Here is a 17,032-nt window from a genome sequence, read left to right as displayed (position 1 = left end):
GATGATTGTAGGGAGAGTGATTTTATGGGAAACATAAAAACAAAAAAGGCTATAGCTGAGGCTTTTAATGAAATAGCAGATGGTATTAAAAGTGGAAGCTTTAAAAAGAGAATTAAAATAGGCCTAACAACATATGGCTCGGAGCATGGTATTTCTGAAATGTTAAAAGCATGCATACTAGCATCAAAAAAGTATGGCAGCTTTGATATTGTACTGATAGGTGAAAAGGTTGACTGTGAATTTGAAGTAGTTGAAGTAGCTTCTGCAGAGGACGGGCACAATAAAATGTTAAAACTTTTGGAGGAAGGGAAAATCCAAGGTTGTGTTACCCAACATTTTAATTTTCCAATAGGAGTTTCTACAGTGGGGATGGCAGTTACTCCGGCAAAAGGACGCGACATGATAATAGCTACAACTACAGGGGCGACTTCAACTAATAGGGTAGAAGCCATGATTAAAAATGCTATAGGTGGAATTGCAGTTGCAAAAGCTACAGGAATAAAAAATCCTAAAGTAGGAATTTTAAATATTGATGGAGCAAGAGAAGTTGAAAGAAACTTAGGTGAATTAAAAAAGTCTGGTTATAATTTTGAATTCGCCGATTCATTAAGAGCAGATGGTGGACCAATGATGAGAGGGAATGATGTACTTGCAGGAACTCCAGATGTACTAATTTGCGATTCACTTACTGGAAACCTTCTTATTAAAATGCTTTCATCTTATACAACTGGTGGAGATTATGAAACTTCAGGTTATGGATATGGTCCAGGAGTTGGAGAAAACTATGATAAGATTATTAACATAATATCAAGGGCATCTGGTGCACCTCTTATTTGTGAAGCACTTAAATATTGCTTTGAGTGTGCACAAAATAACCTTATGATAGTAGCGGGGAATGAATATAAAGCCGCAGAAAAAGCTGGAATTAAAAAGTTAATTGATGGGATACTAAGCAAAAGTGGAAAATCATCAGAAGAAAAAGTTGCGATGCCTTCAAAGGAAGTAGTTACTTTTGCTATACCGGGTATAGACATTTTAGAACTCGATGATGCATGTGCTGCTCTTTGGAAGGAAGGCATATACTGCGAAAGTGGAATGGGTTGTACTGGACCTGTATTAATGATAAACGAGAAAAATTCTGAGAATAGCACAAAGATACTTGTAAAATGTGGTTATAAATAAAAATATTGGTTATAGAGAAGAAAGAGGTGTAGCAAATAATTAATTAACATAATTGTCTCCAATAGAATAATATATGAATGTAAGATTATTATTGGAGGTATTTAGTGGGATATTATATTAGAGTAGAAGAAAATGTAAAAATCTATGTAGAAGATATTAACCCTAAGGGTGAAAAGACAATAGTGTTTCTTCACGGTTGGCCCGGAAGCCATAAGTTGTTTGAATATCAGTTTAATGAACTTCCAAAGATGGGCTACAGGTGTATCGGTATAGATCAGAGGGGATTCGGTGAATCCGATAAGCCGTTCGAGGGCTATGACTATGATAGGTTATCAGACGATGTTCGAGGGGTAGTAGATGCACTTAAATTAAAGAATTTTACACTAGCGGGACATTCAACAGGAGGAGCAATTGCTATTAGATACATGTCCAGGCACAATGAATACGGGGTATCCAAACTAGCTCTTTTTGCAGCAGCAGCACCCAGCCTTATCCAGCGCCCATATTTCCCTTATGGATTGCAAGCGGAAGTTGTCAAAGATATGATTAAGGAAACATATAATGATCGACCTAAAATGTTAAGGGGATTTGGAGACATATTTTTCTTTCAGCATATAACCCAGGCATTTTCAGATTGGATTTTTCAATTAGGACTACAAGCAGCAGGTTGGGCCACTGCGGCAACTTCAACCAGTTGGTTAGGCGAGGAACGTTTATTTTTTGATCTTTCTAAAATAAGTGTTCCAACTTTAATTCTTCATGGTATTCATGACAAAGTCTGTCTCTTCCCATTAGGACAGGCACAAAGACAAGGCATTAAAAATTCTAAACTTGTACCATTTGAATTCAGTGGCCACGCATTATTCTATGATGAGAAAGATAGATTTAACAAAGAATTGGCTTTATTTATTGAGGAGTAAGAAATTTAAAAGAGGCAATGGTTGAGTATGATGGATAGGCTTTTTAATACGATAAGAAGTATCTTAATTAACTAAGATACTTCTTTCTTATAATACACATTTCCTTTAAAACTTTATGGGTGAAATAAGGAAGTATATCTATTAGAAAAAAATCAGAATTTAGAAGGAGTGTAGATACATATGTAGAAACTATAGTTAATAATATTAATATCTACAAGTGCATTTGAAACATATGGAAGATTGAATCCATACCTAATAATAAAGTGGTTTAAATTGAAGGCATTACCCTTTCTTATGGTTCCTCATAGAAAAGGACAAATTAAAGATTATGTAAGTGGTGATTATAATTTAATTAAGATGTTAAAGGACTCTAACTTGATTATAAAGGTTTCCAAGTTTGTAAAAAGGTAAAATTGTGTTGCATGAGGGGGATAAATTATGGAATGGATTAAAATAGAAAGTGATAATTATATATTTAATTATCATGTTGGTTCTATTGCAGAAAAGGACATAGAAGAAATAATTGACATACAGGAAACTTGTTATGATTTTATTTGTAACTGTTTAACTATTAAAATGGGAACTAAAATTAAATACTACTTATGTGAGTCTTCTATAGAAGTTGGCAAATTGTATGGAGACAATGAACCATGCAATGGATTTGCCCGTAAACCAAATGAAATATATGCTGTATATAATAAAAAAGTTAAGTGTGTAGGATTTCATGAAGATGCACATATAATTTCATATAATATATCAATGCCTCCTCAAACATTTATAAGAGAGGGACTGGCAATGTGTTTTGACAAAGTTTCCTTGGGTATACCTAATTACAGTTGGGTAAAATTTTTTATTGATAATGATTTGTATGCAAATATAGAAGATTTAGTAATTGATGAAAATTTTTATAAGTATAGTAATTTAATAACTTATCCTATTGCTGGGGCATTTGTAGATTATCTTATTTCACTTTTTGGTATCGACAAATTCAAGCTATTCTATTGCTCACTAAAAGAAGAGGATTTTAAAGTGAGTTTTTTTGAAATATTCAATATCAACCTATCTAATGCAAATAGAAAGTTTATTAAATATATTAATAGTATAGGAAATAATAATGCTATTTCTAATATAATAAAAGGTGAATTAGAAGAGCGAAATCTCTTAAAATTAATAAAATGATATAACACGTATGGGCGTGGAACTTAAATATTTTCAAGAAATATTAACGTAAAAAAAGGAGGTTGATAACAATGGGAAGAAAGAAAAAAATTATAATTGGATGTATACTAATTTGTTTAGTTTGTATCATTGGAGCTTATAAGTATGTAAATAATAATCAAAAGAATAACTTTAAGATAAGTCAAGTAAGTTGGAATGGCGACACAAAAATTTGGACTGATAATACTCAAAATAACATTTATGATATTAAATTTCAAATATTTGATGGAACAGATTTAAAAGAGATAACTTCTGAAAAATCTACTTATGCTATGAAAATTGATTCTACTGCTGAGAATGGGGAATTAAAAATTAAGATTTATAACGATAAAAAAATATTATTTGAAAAAAATGGAACTATGAATAAAACTATAACAATTTCAAATGGTGATAGTAAAAATGTAAAGATTGAAATTACAGGAAAAAAGTCTAAAGGTCATATTAAAATTAAACTAACATAAAAAAATTGGTGTATCACAATTTTCTTTAAATGTAAGTTCTAATACAAGGTACTTTCTATCATGTGATATATATAAGTTTATATAATGGATTATATTATTTTAGAGTAAATGAAACCCAATAAGGGCATACTTTTAGTTATGTTCTTTATGGGTTTTTTATTATATTAAATTTGGGGAGGGATTTTCATTAAAATAACTAATATTAAAAAACTGCGTTAAGAACGGTGAATAGTGTGGTGATGTTATAGTAGAAATACACACTGATATAGATAATTAATAAAAATTAGCTTCTATTTTTTTGTTTTTGATGGTAATATACTTATATAGAAAAATAGTCGTAAAAAAAGCACAAAATATTTCTATTTCGACTTTTTCTAAGATCCAAAACGTATAATGTGAAATTTAGAGATGATTTAATTATAATACCTTTATAAATGAATGGAGGAAGTATTTTGCGGAATGGTTTCTTGCATCTAGATAATATTATTAATGTAGATAATTTTCAAAAAATCCAGGATAATATAGCGGAGGTAACCGGCATTGCTATGGTGACGGTTGATTATAAAGGTAAAAGGATTACTACACATAGTAAGTGTAGTGAATTTTGTAAATTTGTAAGATTGCATCTAGACGTGGGTCACCTTTGTGAGAAATGTGACGCTAGAGGAGGACTCGAGGCTGCTAGATTACAACAACCATATCTATATATATGTCATGTAGGTGTAATAGACCTTGCAATTCCTATTGTAATAGATGGGCAATACTTTGGTGCGGTAATGGCAGGGCAAGTTATTATTAAAGATGAAGAAAAGGAAGATTTAGAACAAATAGTTAACAATAAATATTTTAATATGGAATTAGAAAAAGAAGGCGAACTTAAAGTTTTATATGAAAAGTTACCTATGATGACTTTGGACAAGGTTAAATCTGTCGCTAACATGATTTTTCATATTAGTAACTATATTGTAGAAGAAGCCTTATTAAAAATAACTTCAAATAAACATAATGATAAAATTTTAACTGTGGGTTCATTTAAGACGACAAATTTACAATTTAAAAAGGCTAATAAAGTGAAAACAGTGGAAGAAAATTTAAAGAATAATGTTAACTTAGATTTTAGTGAAGATAAAAATAATATAAAATGTGAGAATAAATGCGATATTATTTTAAAACCAGCATTAGATTATATACAAAAGAATTATAGGTACGCAATTACCCTTAATGGTATGGCATCCTTGTGTAACATTAGTCCTAGTTATTTTAGTAAGCTTTTTAAAAAATGTATTGGAGATAATTTCTCGAGTTATATAAATAAAGTGAGAATAAAAAAAGCTAAAGAGTTGCTTGAGGCGTCTGATGTCCCAATAAGCAATTTAGCATTGGATTTAGGGTTTGAGGATTGTGGTTACTTTATAAAAGTATTTAAAAGGATTGAAGGGGTAACCCCGGCGGTTTATAGAGATGAATATAATGTAGAAAAATAGCACTAGGCTAAAACTAGTGCTATTTTTTTCATGTAAAACACTAAATGCGACAAATTACTGTGGAAATTTACATAAAGTGAGCAATGTTTTTCTACAAGAATGCAATATTTTTCAATGAAAATTTATTTATACAAGCTTATACTTTAGATAGTTAGTAAATTAACAAGGGCTGTGTTAACAGTGAAGAAAATGTTAATATCACCTTAAAATAGAGTTCAGGTTACAATTCAACAAATTACAATGTTTAAAAGAACTAAGGAGGAATAATATATGAGAATGTATGATTATTTAGCACCAGCGGTTAATTTTATGGGAGCAGGAGCTGTAAAAGTAGTAGGCGAAAGAGCTAAAATTTTAGGTGGAAAAAAAGCGTTAATAGTGACTGATAAGTTTCTTCGTAGTCTTCCGGGCGGTGCAGTAGCACAAGTTGAACTTTCATTAAAGGAAGCAGGAATTAGTTTTGTATTCTATGATGATGTTGAACCAAATCCTAAGGATAGAAACGCAATTGCAGGCGTAAAAATATTTAAAGATGAAAAATGTGACATGATTATTACAGTTGGTGGCGGAAGCTCACATGACTGCGGTAAGGGAATCGGTATATTGGCAACTCATCCAGGAGAATTAGTTGACTATGCAGGTATAGAAACTCTTGCAAATCCACTTCCTCCAATCATTGCTGTTAATACAACAGCTGGAACAGCTAGTGAAGTTACTCGTCACTGCGTTATTACAAATACTAAAACTAATATTAAATTTGTTATAGTTAGTTGGAGAAACTTACCATCAGTTTCAATCAATGACCCACTAACAATGGTTGGAAAACCTGCAGGACTTACAGCTGCAACTGGTATGGATGCTTTGACTCATGCTATAGAAGCATACGTTTCAAAGGATGCTAATCCTGTTACAGATGCTGCTGCTATCCAAGCTATTAAATTAATATCAAACAACTTACGACAAGCTTATGCACTAGGAGAAAACTTAGTGGCTAGAGAAAATATGTGTTATGCTTCACTGCTTGCTGGTATGGCATTCAATAATGCTAACTTAGGTTATGTACATGCAATGGCTCACCAATTAGGTGGACTTTATGATATGCCTCATGGAGTAGCTAACGCTATATTACTTCCATTCGTTGAAAAATGGAACGTTATTTCAAATCCACAGAAATTTGCTGATATAGCAGAATTCATGGGTGAAAATATACAAGGACTTTCAGTACTAGATGCAGCTCAGAAATCTATCGATGCTATGTTTAGACTTGCAAATGATGTTGGAATTCCAACTAACTTAAGATCACAAGGAGTTAAAGAAGAAGACCTCGAATATATGGCTGAATGGGCATTAAAAGATGGTAATGCATTCAGTAACCCAAGAAAAGGAAACAAGAAAGATATTGTTGAATTATTTAAGTCAGCATTATAAATTCTCTTTAACGACATTTTCGAAGAAGATAATTTAATATAAATTAAAACAATTATAATATGTCCTTGATGCAATCATCGAGGACATATTATAAATTATATATGTCTTTGATAGTTATAAATTTAACAAAATCTTACGTTTTAGAAGATGTTTTAATAAATTGTAAACAGTAGTTAAATAAAAAAATTATATTAAGAGAGGAAGTTTTAATATGTATATTCTACAAGATGGATTTAGTAAACCAACAAAGAGGATAGTAGCATTAAAGGAACAAATACTTTTAGCAGTTCCATGTATTGAAGTTGATAGAGCGTTATTAATAACAGAATCATTTAAAGAGACAGAAGGACAACCTGCAGTAGTTCGTAGGGCTAGAGCACTTGAAAAGATATTAAATGAAATTCCTATTATTATAAGAGATGAAGAGCTAGTAGTTGGAAGTCTTACTCAGGAAGCAAGATCAGCTCAAATTTTTCCTGAATTCTCAAATAAATGGATTAAAGATGAATTTGAAACCATAGGAAAGAGAAAAGGTGATTCATTCCAAATTACTGAAAAGGCAAAAGGACAACTTACAGAAGTCTTCAATTATTGGGAAGGCAAAACTACTAATGAACTTGCTACTTCATATATGTATCCAGAAACTATTGATGCAATTAATGAAAATGTATTTACAGTTGCAAACTATTATCTTAATGGAGTAGGACATGTATCTGTAGATTACGCTAAGGTTTTAGCTAAAGGATATAAAGGAATTATTGAAGAAGTTGAATGTGCAATTGCATCTGCTGATAAAGAAAATCCTGAATATATTAAGCAAAAACTATTTTGGGAATCTATCATATGTTCTTGCAAAGCCATAATAAATTATGCACATAGATATGCAAAGCTTGCTAGAGAAATGGCTTCAAAAGAATCTAATGACGTGCGCGCTAAAGAATTATTACAAATAGCTAAAAACTGTGAAACAGTACCTGAAAATGGAGCAACTAATTTTTATGAAGCTTGCCAATCATTCTGGTTTGTACATGCAGTTATAAATATAGAATCAAATGGACATTCTATTTCTCCAACAAGATTTGATCAATATATGTATCCATATTATGAAATAGAATTAAATTCAGGAAATTTTGACATAGATGCAATTCAAGAACTTATTGATTGTGTATGGGTTAAATTGAATGATATTAACAAAGTTCGGGATGAAGTATCAACAAGAGCATTTGGTGGATATCCACTGTTTCAAAACCTATGTGTAGGTGGACAAACTAGAGAAGGCAAAGATTCTACAAATGATTTATCATACATGTGCATAGACGCTACAGCTCATGTAAGATTAGCAGCACCTTCATTCTCAGTAAGAATATGGAACAAAACTCCAGATGAATTCTTATTAAGATGTTGTGAGTTAAGCAGATTAGGCCTTGGTATGCCAGCATTTTATAATGATGAAGTTGTAATTACTGCATTAGTTAGTAATGGATTAACAATTGAAGATGCTAGAGAATATGGAATTATTGGTTGCGTTGAACCACAAAAACCAGGTAAAACAGAGGGATGGCATGATTCAGGTTTCTTTAATCTAGCAAGACTATTAGAAGTCACTATAAATAATGGTATGAGTAATGGAAAACAAATTGGACCTAAGACTGGAGAATTTACACAGTTCAAGTCTATTGAAGAAATTATTGAAGCTTATACGAAACAAATGGAATACTTTGTTTATCAATTATCAGTGGCAGACAATTCTATTGATATTGCTCATGCAGAAAGAGCTCCATTACCTTTCCTATCTTGTATGGTTGATGACTGTATAACAGATGGTAAATCACTTCAAGAAGGCGGAGCACATTATAACTTTACAGGACCACAAGGTGTTGGTGTTGCGAATGTAGGAGATTCTTTTGCAGCTATTAAAAAGCTTGTATTTGATACTAAAATGATAACTTTAAAAGATTTAAAAGAAGCTTTAGATACTAACTTTGGTCAAGAAGATTCAACTTCAAAGATAGATTTTGAGGACTTAAGACAAATGTTAATTCATAGAGCACCTAAGTTTGGTAATGATATTGATGAGGTTGATGAATTAGCAAGTCAAGGAGCATATATTTACTGCAAAGAAGTTGCAAAACATAAAAATCCAAGAGGCGGTAATTTCCATGCGGGATTATATCCAGCAGCAATTAACATCCTATTTGGTGATCTTATAGGAGCAACTCCAGATGGTAGGAAAGCACATGAAGCATTAGCAGATGGTGTATCTCCAGTTAGAGGCGCAGATAGTAATGGACCAACTGCCGCTATAAATTCAGTAGCTAAATTAGATCATTTTATTGCATCTAATGGTACTTTATTAAATCAAAAATTCCATCCAGGTTCAATTCAAGGAAGTACTGGATTAAATAATTTAGCGTCACTTGTTAGAAGCTTTTTCGATCAAAAGGGTATGCATGTACAATTCAATATAATAGATAAGGAAACTCTTGTTGAAGCACAAAAGAATCCAAGCAAATATAGAGATTTAGTAGTACGTGTTGCCGGTTATAGTGCGCAATTTATAACATTAGATAAAGCAATTCAAGATGATATTATAAAGAGAACTGAACAAACTTTCTAAAAGGAGGAAAAGCAGATGCCGATAAGAAGAATTAATTATAAGCAAAAAGGCAAAATTTTTAATATGCAACGCTTTTCTATTCATGATGGACCTGGGATTAGGACAATAGTGTTTTTTAAAGGTTGTCCTTTAAAATGTGATTGGTGTAGTAATCCAGAATCACAGGATCCATTAGTTCAAATTATGTATAATGAAAAAAATTGTATTGAGTGTAAAAAATGCGAAAAAAATTGTCCAGCAGGCGCAATTGATATGCTAAGACCTGGAAGAATAGATAGAGAAAAATGCACAAGTTGTGGACTTTGCGCTGAAAATTGTTATCCAGGAGGTATTGTGAAATCTGGGGAAGAAACTACTGTAGAGAAGGTAATGACTGAACTAAAGAAAGAAACTATTCAGTTCAGACGTTCTGGAGGTGGAGTTACATTATCTGGAGGAGAAATGCTTATGCAACCAGAATTTGCAATTGAACTTTTAAAAGCTTGCAAGTCAATGGGATGGCATACTGCAATAGAAACTACAGGCTATGCTAGTGAAGAGACAATAGATAAGATAATTCCTTTAGTTGATTTAGTGCTTTTAGATATAAAACATTTAGATGATGAAAAACATAAAAAACATGTTTATGTAAGTAATGAAATAATAATAAGAAATGCTAAAAAAATTGCTGCTTTTGGCACAGAGCTTATTATAAGAGTACCTGTTATTCCACAATTTAATTGTGATAAAAACAGCATATCTGATATTGCTAAGTTTGCAAAAAGTTTAGGGATAGTAAAGCACTTAGATTTATTACCATATCATAAGCTTGGGGCCAATAAGTATGAGAACCTAGGATTAGATTATATAATGGGACAGGAAATTAAAACGCCAGATGAGGATACTATGAATAGCTTTAAAAAAATAGTAGAGGAATATGGATTGGAATGTTCTATTGGAGGCTGAAGATGCTTACAGTATTTCAAGCATTCAGCATATTATATTGCAAAGAATAAAAGAAGTAATTGTTGATTATGATGGATAGGCATTTAATGCCTATCCATTGTTTTTTGTTTTTAATCATATATATCAGATAACTCTATTTTAATCCGTTCTACTTTAGTTTCTTTTGTATAAATACTATTTTCATTAAATTTTTCATCTTTAGGGAGCAATTTTACAGGAATCTCTACTCTAAATTCACTGCCATTATCTAGAGTACTTTCTAATTCAATAGTTCCATTATGTATAACTACTAACTCCTTAACTAATGAAAGCCCTATTCCACTTCCTTCTCTGTTTCTAGATAGAGACTTGTCTACTTGAACAAATTTTTCAAATATAGAAGATTGTTTTTCAATAGGTATTCCTATTCCTGTATCTTTAACAGATATAACTACACTATTTAGCTTATTATATATATTAACTTCTATTTTCCCACCACTAAGAGTAAATTTTATAGCATTTGATAACAAATTCAGTATTATTCTTTCCATTGCATCTGCATCAAAAGCCATAAATCTTTCTTCTATTTCTGTATCAAAAACAATAGAAATATTTTTGTTTTCTACATAATCAACAATTGATGATACAATATTTTCTACTACATTTACTATGTCATTGTTTTGCATTTGTATAAAAAAATGACCTGCATCAATCTTTGTTATATCTATAAGATTACCAATAATTCTAAGTAACCTATAGCAATTTTGTTTCATTATATCTGTATATTTTTCTATGTTTTTATCTTCTTGCTTAATTTCACTATTTTTTAATTCTATAACCTGAAGAGCACTAAAAATTAAATTTAGAGGTGTTCTGAGTTCATGAGAAATATTTGAAAAAAAGTTTGTTTTCAATTTATCATAATTCATAAGTTCTATAATCATCTTTTCATTTTGCTGATTATTCTTAAAATCTGTTATATTAAACCCTAACAAAATCAACCCTTTATAAGTTCCATCATCACTAAATAGAGGTATTCTCAATGTATCATAAATTTTATTAATGTTCTCTCTTTCATCTTGCACTACTTCCTCACTTCTATATACAGTGCCTGTTTTCAATGCTTCCTCATCCTTATTTGACCAATTTTCTAATACATATTTTGCCCGAGTTGATATATTAGTTAATTCCCCGATATTTTTATCCTTACAATCTTTTTCATCGATATTTAGTAATGTTAAAAGTACATTATTTATATCAAGAAACTTACCTTTAGCACTTTTAAAATAAATTATATTAGTAGTAGAATTTATTAATGTATTTAACAAATTTTCACTTTCAGATAATAATCTTTCAGCACGCCTACGTTTGTTTATATTAATAATGACAAAAATCGTTGCTCCTATAATTATAAATATAACAATAGATGAGGCATATAAAATTTGTTTTTTAGACATATTATAAGATTTATGAGGTTCATTAACTATCTCTGATCCTTTAGGCAAATCTTTCATATCAATAGTAAATTGTTTTAATTTATCATAATTAAATACGTATCTATGAGATGAATCCTCAGTAACAGGTATATCAGAAACTTTTTCACCATTCAATATTTTCAAGGCTAGTTTACCTACTTCGTTTCCTAAGTCATTACCATATGTAACCACGCCTCCAACACTTTCTTTGTTAGTCTGGATATAACCTGTAGAATATATGGGTATAAATGTATCTTTGAAAAGTACATTTACAGTTTCCCCAATTGAAATATCCTTACCCTTATTATTTTTAGTTGTTCCATTAGAATCAAAATAAATAATAGTATCTTTAGGTAAGCTTTTTACTCTTTCTTTAAGTTTTGTAACATTTTCCTCATCAGAAAATAAAAATTTAACTTTGTCTTTATATAAAGGTATTAAACCTTCTATAAGATTTTTAGTAATTATTCCCCTTGGGTTTTTATTTGTAATTATAAATATTTGCTTAGTACTTGGATGAAGCTTTAAACCAACATCAATGGTACTTTGAATATCCGGACTCTTTGAAAGCCCTGTAAAAAGAGGATTGGCGTTAATCATAGACTTATTAAAGTTATAGACTCCACAAAATACAACTGGAGTTTTAGGAAACAAGGTATCTCCATATTTCTGTAAGAATTCAAATGCATTATCATCTAAAGTAATTACAACATCAAATTTTGTGCTTCTAAATTTATATTTAAATAATTTATAAACTATCTGCGAATACTCTTCTTCAAAATTATAACCTGAGTCCAAGTATTGAATTTTAACATCTATATTTTTTTTACTATTTACAAACTCTGAATTTATTGCAGATGTAATTTGTCCAGTCCAATTTATGGATTGATTTCCAGCGGCAATACTACTATCATTACCATATGAATTTAAAATCAGTACATTTTTCTGAACTGTATTTTCGGCATGAACAGAAGTTTGAAGAAAAAGAAAAAAGATTATAAAAGATATTAAGAAAATATAATATTTTGTATATTTATTAATTGTCATATAAGAATTAAATCCTCCTGAAAAAAATTATATACATTGATTACTTCAATGTTAATTACTTTTTATATATTCTTCTACTTTATATTACAAGTTATGTATATGTATTCTACATAAAATATAAATTTCCTTTTTTTTCTGTGTTTTACACAATTTTAGGAACACTCTTTTAGCAAGTTCAGGCGGTCTTCCTTTGCAAATACACTTGAGATAATTATTTTTATTTTTTATACAAATTCCGCAGGATAATTGCGAATGTATGTTGAATTATGCTAAATAGAATATTTTGGAGGCCTGAATAAAGAATATAACGATAACTTTGGCCATTTAGAAGGGGATAAATGTTTAGTTAGTGTTGCTAAAACTTTGAAAAAATTGAGTGATGGACATTATTTTGCTGCAAGGTATGGTGGTGATGAATTTGTAATTGTGTTACCAAAGTGTTCAATTGAGCATGCAATTAGATTTGGGGAAAACAAAAGAAATAAAATGGTAGAGATAAATATTTCACATAAATTCTCGAAAATTTCAAGTAGAGTTACGCTATCAATTGGGATCTCTTTTGTAATTCCCAGCAAAAATGTTTCAATAAATGAATTCATAGAAAAAGGTGATACCCCGCTTTATATTGCTAAAAGAAATGTTTGATATTCAATAGGAACCAGCGGGAAACCTAATAACAAGTACGATGTTACATTGTATGGTAACGTATAAAAGGAGTTGATTTTTATGAAATATACAATTGCAATCTGTGATGATGAACCTGTTCAAGTAAGAGTTATTGAAAAATATATGGAATCATTCAACAAAGAAAAAAAATTTCATATCATTTGTTCTAACAGTGGTGAACAATTACTTTCCCAAATACAATACAAGCCTGCACACATTTGCTTTTTAGATATCCAAATGAAAGGAATGAATGGACTGGAAATAGGAAAAAAAATTAGAGAACTTAATAAAAATGCAATCATTATATTTATTACAGGATTTAAAGATTATGCATTGCATGCTTTTGGCATAAAGGCTTTTGACTACATTATCAAACCGATTACGGAGGAGAGATTTAAAAATTTATTTCAAGAAATATCCGAAAAGCTGAAAAGTACCTATCCTTATGCAGAAGAGGAAAAAGACCTAACTATCAAAACTAAAGAAGGTATCTACAACATTAAATACGATTCCATCTACTATTTTGAAAAACATTTGAGGAAAATCATTGCTGTGTGCAAGGGAAAAAATTTAGAATTTAATGAAAGTTTTAAGAACTTAAAGGATCATTTAGATATGACCTGTTTTACCCAATGTCATCAAGGATTTATTGTAAATAATAAGAAGATTTCATTTTACAAAAATCAACAAATTTGTGTGGAGAAAATAAATCTATATGTTCCTGTAAGCAGAGCATGCGTGAATGAAGTTAGGAGAATTTCCTGTCATAATTTATTCCGTTAGGAGGTGGGATGCATGTGCTTTTTATGGGGAGCTTATGAATTCTCAATTAATCTACTAGAATATTACATATTGTATTTTTTTCTTACTCTAGTTCTTCAAAAAAAAATTAAAAATAAGTATACGGTTGTTTTCATTATTCTATTTCAAAGCATCCTTCTTCAACTTATAAATAAAGGGTTAGGGCATGCAAACTTTTTAGGGGTTATCCTTATTTTATGTGTTACTATTGTAATTTATTTTATAACCCTTAATTGCAACTTAAGAAATCTATTTTTTGTAATGATTCTGTTTATGGGATGTCTGGCAACCTTTGATTTTCTCGGTGTTATTATTACAAGTATGGTATTTCACGTTTCTCCAGGTCTTCTTGTGCAAAAAAACATTTATAGAGTAATCAGTGCAGTGACCACCCGAATAGTCATGTTATTTTTTATACAATTTAAAGTGAGTACTTCTTATATTAGAAAAATTCTTATTTACCAAATTACTATTGTTTTAATGATAAATATATTTTTCAATTCTATTTTTTTTAATATATATGAGGGGAAATCTTTTTTTAAAACTAATTTTTTTATAGGATTCATTACCCTCTGTATAATACTTTTCAGTTTTGTTATCATGAAAATTATCCAGCAAATTTTAATCTATTCAAAAAAAGAGGTAGAATGGTCTCTACAAGAAATAGAATATAAAAAGCAGATCTTTTATATGAACAATATACAAGAGTTAATTCATACATTAAGAGCACAGAGACATGACTTTAACAACCATATCAGTTGTATCTACGGGCTTTTAAAGACAGGAGAAATAAATGTCGCAAAAGAATATTCTGAAAAACTAGCAAATCAAACATCAGAAATTAATACTATTCTAAATATAGATATTCCTATTATTGCAGCGCTGTTAAATTTCAAGTTATCTATCGCAAAAGAAAGAAAAATTGAATTGTATATAGATATAAATTTACCTAAAAGTATTAAAATAGATCCTGTGAATATCTCTATACTTTTAGGAAATGCACTAGATAATGCCATAGAAGCTTGTGAAAATATAGCAAATGGAAATAAGTTTATTCGAATCAAAATGTATATAGAAAAAGTACATCTAATCATTAAAATTACCAATAGCACAAACAAAGCAACACAGGAGGGGACAGGGGAACATAAAACAACACATCCCGATAAGGAAAACCATGGGTTCGGACTTGAAAATATAAATTACATAGTAAACAAATATGATGGTTTAATACAAATAGAAGAAGAAGAAAATTTATTTATACTGAATATTGCCCTATTAATAAAATGACAGACAGATTACCCATAAATTTACAAAGAAATATTCGATTATGACATTTCAACAACCAATCATGCAAACTCTATTTAAACCTTTACATAAATATGTATAATTGTAATAAAAGAGGCAATATTTAATTTCGAATCAAACAATTTATTAAACTTTCCAAAAGAAAATATGTAAATCAAAGATAATTTAGTAGATTTACTTATAAAAATAATGAAAGTAGAAAAGGGGGAAATGTAATTATGAAGAAAACAAAACCTTTGATTATATTAATCTTTACAGTTGCAACATTTTTTATGACAGGTACAGCTTACGGTTGGAATGGTAATAAGGATGGAACAGGAACTCATGCAGTGATTACGGATCAAGCAATGGAAATGTTAAATAACGACTTAGATCCAGGTGAACCACAGAAAGTAAAAGAAAATGTAGAACTTTTAAATCAATATATTAATGACTTGAAAGTTGGGTCTACTTACCCAGATTTTGATCCAAATGGATATGATTTGTATCAAGACCACTTCTGGGATCCAGATACAGGATATAATTTTACTCATACGGCGCCATGGTATACTAGTTATACGGTTACAGAAACAGCAGACAGTCAAAGTAGAAAATTTTCAGCATTGGCTTTAAATGAATGGAAAAAGGGGAATTACCAAAATGCTTCAAATCTACTTGGACAAGCTATTCACTACTTAGAAGATATCAACTGCCCTTATCATGCTGCGAATATAACGGCGGTAGATAGCGCAGGACATGTCAAATATGAGACATATGCTGATAATAACATAGGGAAATACCTTCTTAATACAATGAATGGAACAACTAAGGAGCCAGTATATGCAAACGTTATTACAACGGCTGATTTTTCAAATTGGATTACAAAAAACAATACTTACTGGGGAAAGCTTTCAAAATCATTATATTTTTCCAAATCTACTATGTCTAACTCATATGCAGATTGGGATTATTCGCTAGGAGAAGCACTACCAAATTCTCAAAAAAGTATAGCAATGTTCCTATATAGGTTTATAAATGAAGCGGCGAATACTGTACCAGCAGCATCACTTAACTTTAATCAATTACAAGTTGTTATTAAAACAGCAGACTTTGATTATGCAAGTACAGACGATTATGTTTACTTTGGCATTGAAACACAGGATGGGCAGAAATTTGAATTGCCCTTGGACAATCCGGGGAATGATTTTAAAAGAAATCAAACAGACAGCTATAATTTGACTTTACCTAAAACTATTAATGCAGATACTATTACAAATACATGGTTAAGAAAAGCTATATATACCGCTCCGGGAGATGATTGGAAGCCTGAAAATATAAAGGTAATCATTTGCGGAGAGGTAAGACAAGATTTAAATATTACTCCAGTGTTAAGCGGAAATGTTAAATATACGATGCCTTTTAGTTTGAAATAAGAGTGATAGAAATGCTATGTATTTAGTATTTTATAAAAGTTGAAAATAATTTTTTCAAAAAAACATCATATAAAAGGGATTTCTAAATATGG

13 protein-coding genes are annotated in these 17,032 nt (G+C 30.3%); 12 read left to right on the top strand and 1 reads right to left on the bottom strand.

The window, feature by feature from the left end:
- Positions 1–24 precede the first annotated feature (24 nt).
- From grdD to KTC94_RS05545, 8 genes are all read left to right on the top strand, one after another.
- On the top strand, positions 25–1,182 hold the full coding sequence (gene grdD, locus KTC94_RS05580; RefSeq protein WP_216303815.1) for a glycine/sarcosine/betaine reductase complex component C subunit alpha: 1,158 nt from the start codon (positions 25–27) through the stop codon (positions 1,180–1,182).
- A gap of 104 nt (positions 1,183–1,286) precedes the next feature.
- Entirely contained in the window at positions 1,287–2,102 is an 816-nt protein-coding gene (locus tag KTC94_RS05575) for an alpha/beta fold hydrolase (protein WP_216303816.1), read from the top strand.
- Positions 2,103–2,540: 438 nt separating this feature from the next.
- Positions 2,541–3,281 carry a hypothetical protein gene (locus KTC94_RS05570; RefSeq protein ID WP_220320231.1) on the top strand — a complete coding sequence of 247 codons (741 nt, stop codon included), beginning with the start codon at positions 2,541–2,543 and terminating at the stop codon, positions 3,279–3,281.
- 71 nt (positions 3,282–3,352) lie between these two features.
- Complete coding sequence (locus tag KTC94_RS05565) at positions 3,353–3,781, top strand: hypothetical protein (RefSeq protein ID WP_220320230.1); 429 nt, start codon at positions 3,353–3,355, stop codon at positions 3,779–3,781.
- 452 nt (positions 3,782–4,233) lie between these two features.
- On the top strand, positions 4,234–5,265 hold the full coding sequence (locus KTC94_RS05560) for a PocR ligand-binding domain-containing protein (RefSeq protein WP_216303831.1): 1,032 nt from the start codon (positions 4,234–4,236) through the stop codon (positions 5,263–5,265).
- 270 nt (positions 5,266–5,535) lie between these two features.
- Positions 5,536–6,693 (top strand): iron-containing alcohol dehydrogenase, encoded by a 1,158-nt coding sequence (locus KTC94_RS05555; protein ID WP_165414189.1) that lies wholly within the window; start codon positions 5,536–5,538, stop codon positions 6,691–6,693.
- Between the two features lie 211 nt (positions 6,694–6,904).
- Positions 6,905–9,310: a glycyl radical protein gene (locus KTC94_RS05550; protein ID WP_165414188.1), complete on the top strand. Its 2,406-nt coding sequence runs from the start codon at positions 6,905–6,907 to the stop codon at positions 9,308–9,310.
- A 15-nt stretch (positions 9,311–9,325) separates the two neighbouring features.
- Complete coding sequence (locus KTC94_RS05545) at positions 9,326–10,255, top strand: glycyl-radical enzyme activating protein (protein WP_220320229.1); 930 nt, start codon at positions 9,326–9,328, stop codon at positions 10,253–10,255.
- A gap of 110 nt (positions 10,256–10,365) precedes the next feature.
- On the opposite strand, the gene KTC94_RS05540 is transcribed toward KTC94_RS05545, so the two are convergent.
- The gene (locus tag KTC94_RS05540; protein WP_220320228.1) at positions 10,366–12,756 is read right to left on the bottom strand and encodes a sensor histidine kinase; all 2,391 of its coding nucleotides are present in this window, start codon (positions 12,754–12,756) and stop codon (positions 10,366–10,368) included.
- Positions 12,757–13,029: 273 nt separating this feature from the next.
- Here KTC94_RS05540 and KTC94_RS05535 point away from each other — a divergent pair, with 273 nt between their 5' ends.
- From KTC94_RS05535 to KTC94_RS05520, 4 genes are all read left to right on the top strand, one after another.
- Positions 13,030–13,401 (top strand): GGDEF domain-containing protein, encoded by a 372-nt coding sequence (locus tag KTC94_RS05535; protein WP_220320253.1) that lies wholly within the window; start codon positions 13,030–13,032, stop codon positions 13,399–13,401.
- 81 nt (positions 13,402–13,482) lie between these two features.
- Positions 13,483–14,205, top strand: a complete 723-nt coding sequence (locus KTC94_RS05530) for a LytTR family DNA-binding domain-containing protein (protein ID WP_216303822.1) — start codon at positions 13,483–13,485, stop codon at positions 14,203–14,205.
- Between the two features lie 708 nt (positions 14,206–14,913).
- Positions 14,914–15,510: a sensor histidine kinase gene (locus tag KTC94_RS05525; RefSeq protein WP_253198247.1), complete on the top strand. Its 597-nt coding sequence runs from the start codon at positions 14,914–14,916 to the stop codon at positions 15,508–15,510.
- A 236-nt stretch (positions 15,511–15,746) separates the two neighbouring features.
- A complete protein-coding gene (locus tag KTC94_RS05520; RefSeq protein ID WP_216303824.1) occupies positions 15,747–16,940 on the top strand; it encodes a phospholipase C in 1,194 nt (397 codons plus the stop codon).
- Positions 16,941–17,032 lie beyond the last annotated feature (92 nt).

The organism is Clostridium sp. CM028, from assembly GCF_030585565.1.
Lineage (GTDB): Bacteria > Bacillota > Clostridia > Clostridiales > Clostridiaceae > Clostridium_AD > Clostridium_AD estertheticum_B.
Note: the sequence above shows the minus strand (reverse complement) of the source record. Positions and strands in the feature narration are given on the sequence as shown.

Coding starts and splice junctions, on each gene's coding strand:
- grdD (WP_216303815.1), top strand. CDS start 25: ATGGGAAACATAAAAACAAAAAAGGCTATAGCTGAGGCTTTTAATGAA.
- KTC94_RS05570 (WP_220320231.1), top strand. CDS start 2,541: ATGGAATGGATTAAAATAGAAAGTGATAATTATATATTTAATTATCAT.
- KTC94_RS05565 (WP_220320230.1), top strand. CDS start 3,353: ATGGGAAGAAAGAAAAAAATTATAATTGGATGTATACTAATTTGTTTA.
- KTC94_RS05555 (WP_165414189.1), top strand. CDS start 5,536: ATGAGAATGTATGATTATTTAGCACCAGCGGTTAATTTTATGGGAGCA.
- KTC94_RS05550 (WP_165414188.1), top strand. CDS start 6,905: ATGTATATTCTACAAGATGGATTTAGTAAACCAACAAAGAGGATAGTA.
- KTC94_RS05545 (WP_220320229.1), top strand. CDS start 9,326: ATGCCGATAAGAAGAATTAATTATAAGCAAAAAGGCAAAATTTTTAAT.
- KTC94_RS05540 (WP_220320228.1), bottom strand. CDS start 12,756: ATGACAATTAATAAATATACAAAATATTATATTTTCTTAATATCTTTT.
- KTC94_RS05530 (WP_216303822.1), top strand. CDS start 13,483: ATGAAATATACAATTGCAATCTGTGATGATGAACCTGTTCAAGTAAGA.
- KTC94_RS05525 (WP_253198247.1), top strand. CDS start 14,914: ATGAACAATATACAAGAGTTAATTCATACATTAAGAGCACAGAGACAT.
- KTC94_RS05520 (WP_216303824.1), top strand. CDS start 15,747: ATGAAGAAAACAAAACCTTTGATTATATTAATCTTTACAGTTGCAACA.